Raw genomic sequence first — 15,275 nt, forward strand, 5'->3', positions numbered from 1 at the left:
TTCACAAACAAATATAACTATTTCCTTTCAACGGAATACCTGATTAAGGTTTTTTTTATTTTCTCATAAGCCTCTGCCTTTAAGTCTTTTGGCGAATCTGTAGGCTCAATGATTCCATTAAAATATACCTTTACTCTTCCGGGGAAGCCTTTTGAGTTTTCAAAAGGGAACATTTCCTTGAGTCCCACAAAGGTATAAACAGCTATTGGAGAATGGTGTTTTGAAGACAGCATAAATGCACCGTCCTTAAAATCATCCAGGATGATAGAAGTATCGTCAGGTACACCACCTTCCGGAAAAATGGCAATACTGTTACCTTCTTCCATCTTCTCTGCACATCTGCGGTATACATCTGCACGGCTTTTTGCGCTGGCTCTGTCTACCATTACACATATCCTTTTATATATGGTTCCGAAAATCGGAATTTTTACCAGCTCTTTTTTTCCTACAAAACAGATCGGATGATCTGGAAAGAGAATGCATACAAGCATAATATCCATAATGGACGTATGATTGGAGATAAAGACGTAAGGGGTATTCTTATCTTTTTTCTGTTCCGAAAGTTTAATCAGATCATATCTGAAGCCCATTCCGTAAAACATGCCAAAGCACCAGAGTCTGACAAGTTTGTAACCGTATTTATAATGCTTTTTATTAAAGGATAAAATGTAAACCGGGATTCCAATACTGACAGTCAGAAAAAATGCCAACAGAAGCAACCAGAATCTCCAGAGATAATTTAAAATTTTTGCCACAGCTTAACCGTTAAAAATTACTTTCTTCTTAATCGAATAATTTAGAATGGAAACCAGCAATATTGCTGCAATTTTGCTGATCATTTCCGGGCTCAAGGTATAAAAAAATAAATTGATATTATCTTTAAATATGAAACTATAGAATATTTGGAAAAAGCCTAAGCTGAGTAATGTTGAAAAAAAAGAGACCACCATAAAATAAGCAAACTCTTTTCTCTTTGAATGTTTTCCTCTTTCAAATACAAACCAGATGCTCAGAAAGTAATTGGTAATAATCCCGCAGCTTGTGGAAAAAATGTTACTTAAAGGATAGTGTACCCCATAGAAGTTGGTTTCCTTTACAAAGAAGTGCGGAAGATAGGTGCTGAAAATCTTAAAGCTTCCTATTTCTACAATGGCACTCAGTCCTCCTGCAATGATGAAGAACAAAACCTGTTTCTGGCGTAAGAGTATTTCTTTCATTTAATGAATATAAAACTAAAAATGTTTGTACATATTGGATAGCATACAGAGCAGATTTATATCTCAGCAGATAAACACCTTAGCGAATCCCTTCTGTTCATAATGGTTTTTAAATCCCAATAATCCCATAGCTTCACAATATGAATATGCAAATTTATAACTATATGTTAAACACTGAAAAAAGTTGTTAAAATATTTTTTTTAATAAAAATTATTTCTAATTTTAATATTCAGAATGATGTAATTAAGACCTGATAATAAATTCATTTTCAACTCCTTGTGTTGATGGTTTTTTCTATCTTGTAGTGCGCGGTTAAGCGCATATACTCCAACATTTTATGACCCAATTTTTAATAATATTTGTATGAAACGTCAAAACAAATACAGAAAATTCCAGCTTCAACAGAAAAATATTGAGGCTCTTGAGAAAGAAAATTCCCGCTTCAAAAGAGTGTATTCAGAATATGAAAATATGTCAAACGAATTGTGGAATCTTGAAAACTCCAGTGGAGAACCGGTACCTGATGATTTTATCAATGCAATGGTATTACAGACTTCCTATCTGGAAGATGAAATAGAAGATTGGCTTATACAATTCAACGAAAAGAAAACACAAATCAAGCATTAATGATTTTAGACAGCTTCCAGGTTGTTTTTAAACGCTAATTGAAGATAAATTCATAATTTAGCACCCTTAAATTAAAATCTAAAATATGGTTGCTATTGTAGATAGTGGTTCTACTAAATCGGATTGGGTAATACTTGATGACTTTAAGAAAGTTTTTCTGAAAACAGAAACAATCGGTTTCAATCCGAATTTTATCAACAGAGAACTTATCGCTCCTGAAATACAGAAGAATAGCAATCTGATATCGGTTAAAAATTCAATTACCAAAGTCTTTTTTTATGGTTCCGGATGCGGTGTGAAGAAAAACTGCGAGACCATAGAAGAAGAACTGAAAAAGGTTTTTGGAAAAGCAGAGATTATTGTGAAGGAAGACCTGATGGCTGCAGCCTATGCGGCATACAGTGGGAAACCTGCTATCGTGTGCATTCTTGGCACAGGATCAAATTCCTGTTTTTTTGATGGTGAAAATGTAAAGATAGAACTGCCTTCACTAGGATTCCTGATTGGGGATGAAGGAAGTGGAAGTGCTATCGGAAAGCAATTGGTACGCAGATATTTTATGAAAAAACTGCCTGCAGATCTTCATAAAGAGTTTGAAGCAGATTATCAGCTTACCGTAGAAGATGCATTGAAAAACATGTATCATACTCCAAGACCAAACGCATATCTTGCGAATTTTACCAAATTTGTAATCGAAAGAAAAGATCATCCTTATTTCAAAGACATGGTTTTTGAGGAAATGAAAAGTTTCTTCGAATATCAGGTTCTTCCTTATGAAGAAGCGCATGATGCCGAAATCAATTTTATCGGTTCCATCGCTTATTATTATGAAAATACACTACGTTCTGTAGCTACAGAACTTAATTTAAATGTGGGACATGTTGTGCAGAAACCAATTGAAAGCTTAGTAGATTACCACATTAAATATATACTTTAACAAAAAACAAAATTTTATGTCAAGTAACAACAATCGTGACGAAAAGAACTTTAGCCAGGCAGCGCTAGATTATCATAAAGCAGAACCCAAAGGAAAAATTGAAGTTATCCCATCAAAGCCACACTCTTCTCAAAGAGATTTGTCATTGGCTTATTCTCCGGGAGTAGCAGTTCCTTGTATGGAAATTCATGATAAGCCGGAAACTGTATATGATTATACAGGAAAAGGAAACCTGGTAGCAGTAATTTCTAACGGTACTGCCGTACTTGGACTGGGAGATATCGGGGCTGAGGCTTCAAAACCGGTAATGGAAGGGAAAGGACTTTTATTCAAGATCTTTGCAGATATTAACGTTTTTGATATTGAGATCGACGAAAAAGATCCGGATAAATTTATTGAAATTGTAAAAGGTATTGCTCCTACTTTTGGAGGGATCAACCTGGAAGATATTAAAGCGCCTGAAGCTTTTTATATAGAACAAAGACTGAAAGAGGAATTGAATATTCCTTTGATGCACGATGACCAGCACGGAACAGCCATTATCTCAGCTGCTGCATTGATCAACTCTTTGCAAATTGCCAACAAGGATATTGATAAAGTGAAAATGGTGGTGAATGGAGCTGGTGCTGCAGCTATTGCATGTACCAAGCTTTATATTTCATTAGGATTGAAAAAAGAAAATGTCCTGATGTGTGACAGTAAAGGAGTAATTAATCATAAAAGAGAAAACCTTACTCCTGAAAAATTAGATTTCATCGCTCAGACAGATATCGAAACATTAGAAGATGCTGTAAAAGGATCTGATGTTTTTGTAGGATTGTCAAAAGGAAATGTAATGACTCCGGAAATGTTGTTGAGCATGAATGATAACCCTATCGTATTTGCTCTTGCTAACCCTGATCCGGAAATCGCTTATGATCTTGCTCTTGAAACCCGTAAAGATGTGATCATGGCAACAGGAAGAAGTGATTATCCTAACCAGGTAAACAATGTATTAGGATTTCCTTATATCTTCCGTGGAGCATTAGATGTACAGGCTACAGGAATTAATGAAGATATGAAACTGGCTGCCGTACACGCCATTGCTGATCTTGCAAAAGAACCAGTGCCGGAAGCTGTAATTTTAGCATACAACGTTCAGAATCTTCAGTTTGGAAGAGAATATTTCATCCCGAAACCGTTTGATAACAGATTGATCACAAAAGTATCAAGCGCTGTTGCTAAAGCAGCTATTGAAAGTGGTGTTGCCAGAAAAACCATTACGGATTTTGATGAATATGAGCACCAACTTTTAGACAGAATGGGCAGAGATGAAAGATTGGTAAGAATGATGCAGAGTCGTGCAAAATCCAATCCGAAAAGAATCACCCTTGGAAATGCTGAAGAATACAATGTATTAAAAGCAGCCCAGATTCTTTATGAAGAAGGAATTGCTTACCCAAGTCTTTTAGGAGATAAAAAATACATCAAGGAGCAAATGGAGCGTTACGGAATTACCCTGGATGTTCCAATCATTGATCCAAGTGATGATGATCAGAAAGAAAACAGAAAGAAATACAGAGAAACCCTTTGGAAACTTCGTCAGAGAAAAGGAATGAACGAGTACAAAGCGAAAAGATATGTACGTCAGAGAGACTATTTCGGACCTTTGATGCTGAAGCATGGTGATACTGATGGACTTATCGTAGGATTCTCTAAAAATTATACTTCCGTTTTACGTCCTGTTTTAGAAGTGATCGAAAAAGATAAAGGAGTAGATAAAGTAGCGGCAATGATGATGATTCTGTCTGAAAAGAAACCTATTTTCTTCGCAGATACCTCTATCAATCAAAATCCTACTGCTGAAGATCTTGTGAATATTGCTAAAATGGCAGAATTTACAGTAAAATCTTTTGCTATCGAACCAAGAATTGCAATGCTTGGATTTGAAAACTTTGCTGCCATCTCTGAAACTTCTAAAAAAGTAGCAAAAGCAGTGAGCATCCTTCATGAGAAATTCCCTAAAATGGTTGTGGATGGTGAAATTCAGCCGGATTTTGCAATGAATGCAGATCACCTGAGCGATTATCCATTCTCCAAACTAGGAACTACACCTGCCAACACATTCATCTTCCCGAATCTGGAAAGTGCAAACCTTTCTTACAAAATTCTGAGAGGAATGAAAGTAGCACAGGTAATCGGACCGATCTTAATGGGATTAAAGCAGCCGGTACACGTACTTCAGATGCGTTCAAGCGTTGATGAGATTGTAAACCTTGCTACCATTGCTGTTCTTGATGCTCAAAGAAGAGAGAAAAAATAATACCAAGAATTGAAGGATAACTGTAATGCAGTAATCTTTTCCTCTTATTTAAAAAATGACACTGTAAACCGTGTTCAGATAGTAAAAAGACTCCATATTTTGGAGTCTTTTGTTTTTCTGTTAATTCCTTGAATTCTTATTTGAAATTTAAGTTAAAAGTCATTCGCGCGTTAAATGAAAACATTAATTAGTTTAAATTGCTATATTTGGGAGTTTTAAAAATTAATAATGATATTTTCTTTACAAGGCAATGTTCAAGAACTTACGCCTACCTACGCTGTCATCAATGTTCAAGGAGTTGGTTACTATGTGGGAATCAGTTTGATGACCTCACAGACGCTGGTTTTGAATCAGCAGACCTTTTTATTTATTCAGCAGATCATTCGTGAAGATGCTCATCTTCTCTTTGGATTTAACACACGTTCAGAAAAAGAAATGTTCAATCTGTTAATAAGCGTTAATGGCGTAGGAGCGGTTTCAGCCCTTATTCTGTTGTCAACATTGAGCCTTGATGAGATTGCTTCTGCCATACTTTCAGGAAACAGTGCACTGATCCAAAAAGCAAAAGGAATTGGTGCAAAAACTGCCGAAAGAATTATTGTAGATCTTAAAGATAAAGTACAGAAATACAGCGATCCCAACGCGAACATTTCTGTGATGGTGGATAATAAAATCAAGGAAGAATCGTTATCTGCATTAGAAGTTTTAGGCATTCCTAAACGAACGAGCGAGAAGATTGCGGATAAAATTATAAAACAAAATCCAAGCATCTCGGTAGAAGAATTGGTTAAACAAATCTTAAAAAACATTTAACATTTGGTGGCGAATATTAAGCATCTTAACATATTTTTGTTCCTGTCGTTCCTGTGTATGTCTGTCGGTGCTTTTGCACAGGCACAGAAAGATACAGCGATCATAAGAAAACAATATGAAGTGGCTGACCCTACGAGGTATGAAGCCTATTACGACATAAAAACCGGGATGTACTATGTGTATCCCAAAATTGGAAATACCATTACAGGTCCTCCCACAGCCATGTCTCCGGAAGAGTATAAAGAATATATGCTTGCCAGCCAGACCAGAGCTTACTATAAGGAGAAATCAGACAAGTACAATCTCCTTTTCAGAAAAGATAAATCAGATGCAAGGAGAAAAGGACTTATCCCTTCTGTGATGATCAATAACAGACTTTTTGAAACCATTTTCGGAGGTAACAAAATTGAAATCATCCCTTCAGGATATGCATCCCTGGATTTTGCAGGACTTTATCAGAAAATAGATAACCCAATGATCCTGCCCCAAAACAGGACTAGTTTTACCTTTGATATTGATCAGAGAATTCAGCTTGGTTTATTAGGGAAAGTAGGGGAGAACCTTCAGTTAAAAGCCAATTATGACACCCAGAGTGGTTTTGCTTTTGAAAACAGAATGAACCTTGTATGGCAGGCAAAAGGAAGCTGGAAAGATCTTCAGAGTAAAGGTCTTGGAAATGTAGATAAACCCAACGAAGGAGGAGAAGATAAAATCATCAAAAGAGTTGAATTTGGTAACGTAAACATGCCGCTTTCAACCAGCCTTATCCGTGGATCCCAATCACTATTCGGGGTGAAAACAGAATTTCAGTTAGGAAAAACATTTGGAACAGTAGTCCTTTCCCAGCAACAGGGGGAGGCACGTAATATTGTAGTACAGGGAGGTGGTGTGATGAACAACTTTAAAGTCAACGCCATTGACTATGAAGAAAACCAACACTTCTTTTTAGGACATTATTTCCTGAACAAATATGATGATGCCTTACTTAATTACCCGCAGATCAACTCAACCATCAATATTACCAGAATGGAAGTTTGGGTACTTGATCAAGGGAACAGTAACCTGGCTTATCAGAAAAGTATTATAGGGATCAGAGACCTTGGTGAAGGCCCTGGTGGAGTTACACTACCGGATAACTCTCTGAACGGTCTTTATGATGCTGTTTCATCCGTAGCAGGAACCAGAGAAGCAGGTAAAAACTATGGGACTATTTTCCAGGGACAAGTGCTTCCTGGTGATCCTACTCCTTATGATAACGGAGAACAATTCATATACAATACAAAAGCCAGAAAGCTGAACAGTAATGAATTTACTTTCCAACCGCAGTTGGGATATATTTCATTGAATCAAAAGCTTAATGACCAGCAGCTTTTAGCCGTTTCCTACTCATATACTGTGAACGGAAGTAATAAAGTATATAAAGTGGGGGAATTTTCTGAAGAAAGCCCTGTACTGATCACCAAAGTATTGAGAGTAAACAATAAGGTGAACACGCAGTCTCCAATGTGGGATCTGATGATGAAGAACGTTTATTCTATAGATGCAGGACAGGTATCTCCTGATGGCTTTATCCTTAATGTATATTACAGAGATCCAAAAACAGGAGGTAAAGTAAATTATCTTCCGGATACTCCTGTAAAAGATCAGAACTTACTGAAATTATTCAACTGGGACCGTCTTAATATGAACGGCGATATCCAGAACAATAAAGACGGAAGTAAAGGAGACGGTATTTTCGACTTTGTCAATGGGATTACCATCAGACCGGAAACAGGAAGAGTTATCTTTACGAAAGTACAGCCCTTCGGTAAATATCTGGAATCGAAATTAGGGACAAGTGATCCTCAATATGTTTTTCAGGATCTTTATACCAAACAAAAACAACAGGCGATCTCCAGTAACCTTGCGCAAAGGTATACCATGGAAGGACGCTACAAAGGAGTTCAGGGACAAGGTATTTCTTTAGGTGCGGTAAATGTTCCTCAGGGATCAGTAAAAGTGGCAGCAAACGGAGTTCAGCTTACAGAAGGAGTTGACTATACGGTAGACTACATGCTTGGTACGGTTACAATCATTAATGAAAATATAAAACAGTCCGGACAGGCCATCAATATTTCACTGGAAAACCAGTTGACATTTAATACCCAAAGAAAGAGATTCTTAGGATTAAACTTAGAAAGAAGATTCAGTGAGAACTTTATCTTAGGAGGAACAGTAATTAATTACTCTGAATCTCCACTGACCCAGAAAGTAAACTTCGGGCAGGAAGCGGTAAACAATACCATGGCGGGGATCAACTTGATGTATAACAATCAGGCTCCTTACCTTACAAGATTGACAAATAAACTTCCTATGGTAAAAACCGAAGCTCCATCCAACTTAAACTTCAAGATGGAGGCGGCCTACTTATTACCTGGATTGAATAAAGGAACAAACAATCAGTCTTACATTGACGACTTTGAACAGACAACTTCTAAAATATCATTAAAAGAACCGGCAGCATGGAGCCTTGCTTCAAAACCGGAAAAAAATACATTGCCGCCATTTAATACAGTACCGGCAAATGACGATATTACAAGTGGATATGGAAGAGGATTATTAACATGGTATAATATCGACCCTAGATTTTGGAATGTTGGAGGAAAAGCACCTGCAGGAATTACACCACAGTCTGTATCCAACCACGCTTCCAGAAGAGTACAATACTCAGAGATCTATAATAACAGAGATTTCGTAGCAGGAGAACAAACCTTCACGAATACTTTCGATATCTCTTATTTCCCTAAGGAAAAAGGTCCATACAACGTAAACCCATTGGCAGAACAGGCACAAAGCAGATGGGCGGGGATTATGAGATCCATCAGCGTTCCGAATTTTGTTACTTCAAATATTGAATACGTTGAATTCTGGATGATGGACCCTTATGCAGATGGTAAAACACTGGGTACTGATCCAAAACTTTTACTTCACTTAGGAAACGTTTCTGAAGATGTTCTGAAAGATGGAAAAATGCAGTATGAAAACGGACTTCCAACTCCTGGCAATCCTTCTTCTACAACGAATTCAAACTGGGGAACTCAGCCAAAACAGCCACCAATTTTATATGCATTCTCTACAGAAGGAGATGAAAGAAAAACACAAGATGCCGGATATGATGGTCTTACTTCTGACCAGGAGGCAATGAGATTCGGAAATACATTTGTAAACCCGGTAACCAATATTGCTGACCCTGCAGTAGATGACTTCGTATTCTATCTTTCTGATAAATTTACAGGAAGCCAGGCTGCCTCTGTTGTAGAACGATACAAATATTTCAGAAACCCTGAAGGAAACTCAGAAGCAAACTCTCTGAATGTAGCTTCTCAAACTCCGGATGCTGAAGATATCAATAAAGATTACAACCTTGATCAGACTGAAAATTATAACCAATATGTTATTAAGCTTGACCAGCCAAGTTTGTCACTTGGATCGAATAATATTGTAGATGTAAAAACTGTAAAAGCAACTTTCCAGAACGGGCAGACTTCAGATGTTAAATGGTACTTGTTCAGAATTCCTGTGGCGAATTATGATCCAGCTGAAGGAACACACGAAGATGCTGTATTGAATAACGTAAGATTTGCAAGATTGATGCTGGCAGGATTTGATCAGACCTCTACTCTGAGATTCGGAACAATGGATCTTGTAAGATCAGACTGGAGAAAATATACAAGTAAAATCGCCAGTGTAAATGTTCCTAATTCCGACGAAGGAACAGGAACTGTGACAGATCCTAATTTTGAAATAGGAAGTGTAAATATTGAAGAAAATGCATTGAACCAACCTCCATATGTATTGCCTCCGGGAATTGACAGACAGGTATTGAGTGGAAATGCAGGTGCGCAGAGACAGAATGAAGCTTCACTTTACATGAAAGTGAAAGACCTTAAAACAGAAGCAAGAGGAGTATTCAAAAATACAACATTGGATATGAGAAGATACAAAAAGCTGAAGCTGTTTGTACACGCTCACGATCCTTTGAACAGAGTGATTGGATTGGATGAGAATACCAAATTCTTTATTCGTTTCGGAAGCGATGCCACTGATAACTATTACGAGTATGAATCATCTTTAAGAATGACTCCTACAACAGCAACAGCTCCGATGGAGATCTGGCCAATGGAAAACGAAGTTGATTTTGATGTTCAGAACTTTGTAGATGCTAAAATCAGAAGAGACAAATCTGGTGTTGCTATTACGAATAGAACAGTTGATACCGGATATCAGGAACCTTATAAAAATATTTATATTAAAGGTAGACCAAGTTTAGGAAATATTACCACCATTATGATTGGGGTAAGAAATGCAGATCCAAGAACAAACTCTACCATAACAAGAGTTATGTGGGTTAACGAAATCCGTCTTTCTGAAATTGAGAATGATGGTGGATATGCAGGAAATGCCAGCTTGAACTTTAATATGGGAGACCTTGCAACCGTGAATGCCAATGCCTCTTATACATCAGTTGGTTTCGGAAATATTGATTCAAAACCTGCGGAAAGAACACAATCTACTCAGTCGGCATTCAGTATTAATACTGCGATCAATGTAGATAAATTCCTTCCGGAAAAGACAGGGGTGAAAATTCCTTTAAATTATTCTTACTCGCAGACTATTGAAGATCCAAAGTACAACCCTCTGGATACCGACGTAGAATTCAATAAGGCACCGAACAAAGAGCAATTGAAAAAAGTAGCGAGAACCTATACTCAGCAGAGAAGTATAGGTGTAGTTAATATGCACAAAGAAAGAGTAAATCCAAATAAAAAGCCTAAGTTTTATGATATTGAAAACGTATCAGTAACTGCTGTTTATAACGATGACTATTTCAGAGACATCTATACCAAGAGAAATTACAGACAGTATCTGAGAGGATATATTGATTATAATTATACGTTTAAACCGTGGGTGCTGAAACCTTTCAACAAGATGATCAGTGATACGGCAAAATCTACGAAGTATCTGAGATGGGTGAAGGAATTCAATATTAATCCAATTCCTACAAGAATCTCATTCAGAACTGAAATCGACAGAAACTACAACGAGCTTGAGTTCAGAAATGTGGAAGCAATCCTGAACGGAGACATGAATAATAATTTCGATGCCATCAGAAACAGAAACTTTTTCTTTGGATGGCAGTATGGATTAGGATTCAATTTCACAAAATCATTAAAACTGGAAATCAACTCCGCAACCAGAACGTTGAATGACAATCTGGATGTAAATTCGATGGATAGCAAATCGATTTTCGGAAATGTATTCAGAGCCGGAAGACCGGTATTGTATAATCACAGAGCACAGCTGAATTATAAACTGCCGTTCCAGTATCTGCCTTATCTGGATTTCATTGATGCAGAAGTAGGATATGGATTTACTTACAACTGGGCTGCAAGATCTACTTCGTTGACTGGATTTGTAGATCCTAATACGAACCAGACAGCAAGTTTAGGATCTGTTGGACAGAATACCAATGTGATTCAGGCAACAGCTTCTGCAGATCTTCCGAAGTTCTTTGGCCAGTTTAACTATTTCAAAAATATTAATGCCAAACTTCAGAAACGCAGACAGGAAATGGACTCTCTGAACAATGTGTATGCGAAGCAGTGGGAGAAAAACAGATACAGATACAAGAAATATAAATTTAAGAATAAGCTTACCCCACTTCAAAGTGCAGCATTCTTACTGACTTCTTTCAAACAGTTAAACGTAAGTTATAACGAAACGAATGGAACAGTGCTTCCAGGGTTAATATCCGCGCCAAACTGGTATGGATCCGGACAGACACTGGGAGGCCCAACACTAGGATTCCTTCTGGGGTCTCAGGCAGATATCAGAAGAACCGTAATGGAAAACGGATGGGTAAGTGGTTCCAATTATATGACAGATCCATACGTAAGAATGTCTACCAAAGAATTGAGGGCAGACTTACAGGTGATGCCAATGAATGACCTGAGAGTTGATCTTAATGTGTTGCATACCTTCAACAGTAACTTCTCCCATACAGGATTTAACTATACCAATGGTGGAGTTCCTGATCCGGACTTTACATTTGCCAGTGAAATGATAACCTATTCCAATACGACAACACTTCTTAGTACATCATTTAAAGATGGGCAGGCTGTTTACCAGGCGATCAGAGAAAATGCAAGAGCCCTTTCTCAACAGCTGGGAGGTCCGGGAGCTGTATTGGATAATAACGGATTTGCAAAGCATTACAGCATTGGAAATGCCTATGTATTAATCCCTGCCTTTAGAGCAGCGATGGAAGGAAAATCTGTAAAACCAATGACTAATCCTAAAAAAGCAGGATTCCCATTGCCAAACTGGAGAATTACCTATTCCGGATTAAAAAATATCCCAATGATCAGCGGGCAGTTTACGAAGTTTGATATCTTACATGCCTATACCGCTACGTATACCGCAACAGGTATTCAAAGCAATGTAGATTATCATGGCAACCCGAACGGATATTATCAGACAGTGGATGATGCCGGGAATGTGAAAAAAAATGATGGAGACAAGATTAACCCATATACATTCGCACAGGTTGGATATGTAGAATCTTTCTCACCACTTATTGGAGTAGATGTTACCATGAGAAACAATATGCAGTTTGGGATACAGTACAACAGAACCAGAATGATGGTACTGGGATTGGTAAACCAGACGCTTACTGAAGATGCCAATACAGAATATGTAGTAAGACTTGGATATATTGTCAGAAACTTCAGATTAGGAACAGCCAATATCAGAGGTAGAGGAACAAGAGGAAAAGGTAGTGACCTTAATATCAGAGGAGATATTTCATTAAGAGACAGTAAAACATCCATTATGAATATTCTGTTAAATGATGCTCAGGTTACAGGAGGACAAAGACTCATGAATATCAAACTTTCTGCAGACTACAATGTTTCCGAGAATCTGAATCTGAGAGTCTTCTACGAACAGATGACCTCAAAGTATAAGATCTCCACAGCATTCCCGCTGTCTACAGTGAGAGCAGGTATTTCTGCCACATTTACATTCGGAGATTCCGGAGGCGGATTCTAAAAATAATACAAACATAAAAGTCCTTCATTTGAAGGACTTTTTTTATATCCAATATTTGAAGCTACTATATTTTTGAATACATTTGTACAAAATAAAAATTTAAAAATGAACACACCATCAGAATTAAAGTACACGAAAGATCACGAATGGATCAAGATCGAAGGTAACGTTGCTACAATTGGTATTACAGACTTCGCTCAGGGAGAACTTGGAGATATCGTTTACGTTGACGTAGATACTGTAGATGATGATCTTAATGGAGGAGATGTTTTCGGAAGTGTAGAAGCAGTAAAAACTGTTTCAGATTTATTCTTACCTATCGCTGGAAAGGTTATTGAGTTCAATTCAGACTTAGAAGACCAGCCTGAACTGTTAAATACAGATCCTTATGGAGACGGATGGATCATCAAATTGGAAATTGCTGATGGGGCAGATCAGTCAGAGTTACTTTCTGCAGATGATTACAAAGCTATCATTGGATAAGATTTCAAAAATATTTAGTAAGATATTGCCCATTTATTGGGCATTTCTTACTTATATGCTTCTCAAACCAGGAGAAGAAAACCATGAATATTGGTTCATGTTCAGCGGTATCGATAAGGTATTGCACCTTAGTATATTTGCAGCTTTAGGTTTCTCTTTCATTGCTGCATTTCCCAAAATAAAATTCTCATACTTTTTTCAGATCATCCTTCTCTATGCTTTCCTTACAGAAATTCTTCAGGAAGAAATGGGACTGGGCAGATCTATGGAAACTTTAGATATTGTAGCAGATACTATTGGATGCTTATTAGGATACTATACCTATAAGCTATTGATCAAGCGTTTCTTTTAACCTTTGAATTCTACCAGAATTTCAATTCATCTAGTAGTCTGATATTTCCAGCACTCTTAACTCTTCCACGCAGAAACCCTCCAACTCTCCAACCCAATTAAGAGCTTCATCCTGCTATCCATTTCTACTCCTCGCGCCCGCGCGCTCCCACACCCAAACCCATCCACACTCCAACCAAGCTGCGGGGTAACCATTACTATCAGGGCTAGGGTAGGAGTTATTAATTATAAATTATGAATGATGAATAATGAATGATGAGGTTCGGGTTATTGTGTTGCAGGTTTCGGGTTTCAAGGTATAAAAGGAACATTGGTGATGAATTTTCATCTTGCTGGTTTCTATGGAAACAGGTTATTGAGTATCCATCTCTATTCCCATCGTGTCATTCCGCAGAAATCCCAACTTCTTTACAAGAGCCTTAAAGGAAGTAAAATGACAGTATAATATCTAAGGCCTTTCAGCAGTTAGTATTAGCAATCATGCTGAGCAGAGTCGAAACATTTTAATTAATTACGGGTATAGGAGTTAAATCCTATTAATTATATATAATGTACTCTTTCATATTTTCCATTCTATATATAATATAAAAGCAAACATTTTATCTGTGTCAATCTGTGCCATCTGTGGTTCATTATAACTATTCAATAGGAGCGGGCTTTAGCCCGTTTAGTAAAAAAATAATTCCTTAGTTTGGCTTTAGCCAAAGCTTATATATAGGTTATTAATTTAAAAAAGCCATTCTATATAATTCTATATACCTCATTTTGATCCTTCGACCCCAAAACCCCGCATCCCGCTCCCCGAAACACGCCTCTCACCCTCTCCAACGCTCAAACTCTCCAACCCTCGAACACCCTCACCCGATCCTCCAAACAAATGTTTAAAATTTTTCACCCTGCTATCCAGTTGTTTAGGTCTAAATATTAATAAAAGGTAAAATTTATGTTAAATAAAGTTGCGTAGTGTATGGGAAGTTTCTATCTTTGCCCCACTGAAAAACGAAATACATTCAGTAGCGCAGAAGCGCCTTTAGAAAGGCAGAAACATAAACTACTTCATAAGATAAGGACGAAAAAAAACTTTAATTTTTTTTACAAAAAAAAGTTGTCAGTTAAAAAATAGTTATTATCTTTGCAGTCCCAATTAGAGGGAGCGCAGGAGTAGATGGATTGAGGGTTTTGGAAGGATTAAGGTTACTTAAAAAACTTTAAAATTTTCTTCAAAAACATTTGGTCAATTAAAAATAAAGTTTTACTTTTGCACTCGCAAATACGGAGCAACACTGACAGAAAGATTGCTGCGTTAAAAAGCGAAAGATATAAAGATCATTGACATACAATATAACAACCAAGTAAGGAAAAACTAAAGCGTTAAAAACTTTGAGTGAGTCAGACAAACATACAATGGAGAGTTTGATCCTGGCTCAGGATGAACGCTAGCGGGAGGCCTAACAC

At 37.3% G+C, this 15,275-nt stretch carries 10 protein-coding genes; 8 read left to right on the forward strand and 2 right to left on the reverse strand.

Features of this window, described 5'->3' with window-relative positions; translation table 11 throughout:
• Positions 1 to 17: 17 nt before the first annotated feature.
• A complete protein-coding gene (locus REB14_RS12315; protein ID WP_079240384.1) occupies positions 18 to 755 on the reverse strand; it encodes a lysophospholipid acyltransferase family protein in 738 nt (245 codons plus the stop codon).
• 3 nt (positions 756 to 758) lie between these two features.
• Entirely contained in the window at positions 759 to 1,217 is a 459-nt protein-coding gene (locus tag REB14_RS12320) for a GtrA family protein (RefSeq protein WP_062672481.1), read from the reverse strand.
• A 364-nt stretch (positions 1,218 to 1,581) separates the two neighbouring features.
• Between REB14_RS12320 and REB14_RS12325 the strand changes: the two genes are divergently transcribed.
• The 8 genes from REB14_RS12325 to REB14_RS12360 all read left to right on the forward strand — a co-directional run bounded on the left by REB14_RS12325 (position 1,582) and on the right by REB14_RS12360 (position 14,265).
• Positions 1,582 to 1,845, forward strand: coding sequence for a hypothetical protein (locus tag REB14_RS12325; RefSeq protein WP_034695874.1), 264 nt, complete (start codon positions 1,582 to 1,584; stop codon positions 1,843 to 1,845).
• An 85-nt stretch (positions 1,846 to 1,930) separates the two neighbouring features.
• Positions 1,931 to 2,782, forward strand: coding sequence for an ATPase (locus tag REB14_RS12330; protein ID WP_062672485.1), 852 nt, complete (start codon positions 1,931 to 1,933; stop codon positions 2,780 to 2,782).
• A 16-nt stretch (positions 2,783 to 2,798) separates the two neighbouring features.
• Positions 2,799 to 5,084: an NADP-dependent malic enzyme gene (locus REB14_RS12335; protein WP_079240385.1), complete on the forward strand. Its 2,286-nt coding sequence runs from the start codon at positions 2,799 to 2,801 to the stop codon at positions 5,082 to 5,084.
• A gap of 228 nt (positions 5,085 to 5,312) precedes the next feature.
• Positions 5,313 to 5,897, forward strand: a complete 585-nt coding sequence (ruvA, locus tag REB14_RS12340) for a Holliday junction branch migration protein RuvA (protein ID WP_034695878.1) — start codon at positions 5,313 to 5,315, stop codon at positions 5,895 to 5,897.
• A gap of 57 nt (positions 5,898 to 5,954) precedes the next feature.
• Positions 5,955 to 12,986, forward strand: a complete 7,032-nt coding sequence (gene sov / locus REB14_RS12345) for a T9SS outer membrane translocon Sov/SprA (protein ID WP_309522328.1) — start codon at positions 5,955 to 5,957, stop codon at positions 12,984 to 12,986.
• 105 nt (positions 12,987 to 13,091) lie between these two features.
• On the forward strand, positions 13,092 to 13,469 hold the full coding sequence (gene gcvH, locus REB14_RS12350; protein WP_065401025.1) for a glycine cleavage system protein GcvH: 378 nt from the start codon (positions 13,092 to 13,094) through the stop codon (positions 13,467 to 13,469).
• Positions 13,444 to 13,821, forward strand: a complete 378-nt coding sequence (locus REB14_RS12355; RefSeq protein WP_079240388.1) for a VanZ family protein — start codon at positions 13,444 to 13,446, stop codon at positions 13,819 to 13,821. Before gcvH ends, REB14_RS12355 begins: the two co-directional genes overlap by 26 nt.
• A 315-nt stretch (positions 13,822 to 14,136) precedes the next feature.
• Positions 14,137 to 14,265, forward strand: a complete 129-nt coding sequence (locus REB14_RS12360) for a hypothetical protein (protein WP_309522327.1) — start codon at positions 14,137 to 14,139, stop codon at positions 14,263 to 14,265.
• The last annotated feature ends 1,010 nt before the right edge of the window (positions 14,266 to 15,275 follow it).

The sequence above is a fragment of the Chryseobacterium metallicongregator genome, from assembly GCF_031324065.1.
Lineage (GTDB): Bacteria > Bacteroidota > Bacteroidia > Flavobacteriales > Weeksellaceae > Chryseobacterium > Chryseobacterium metallicongregator.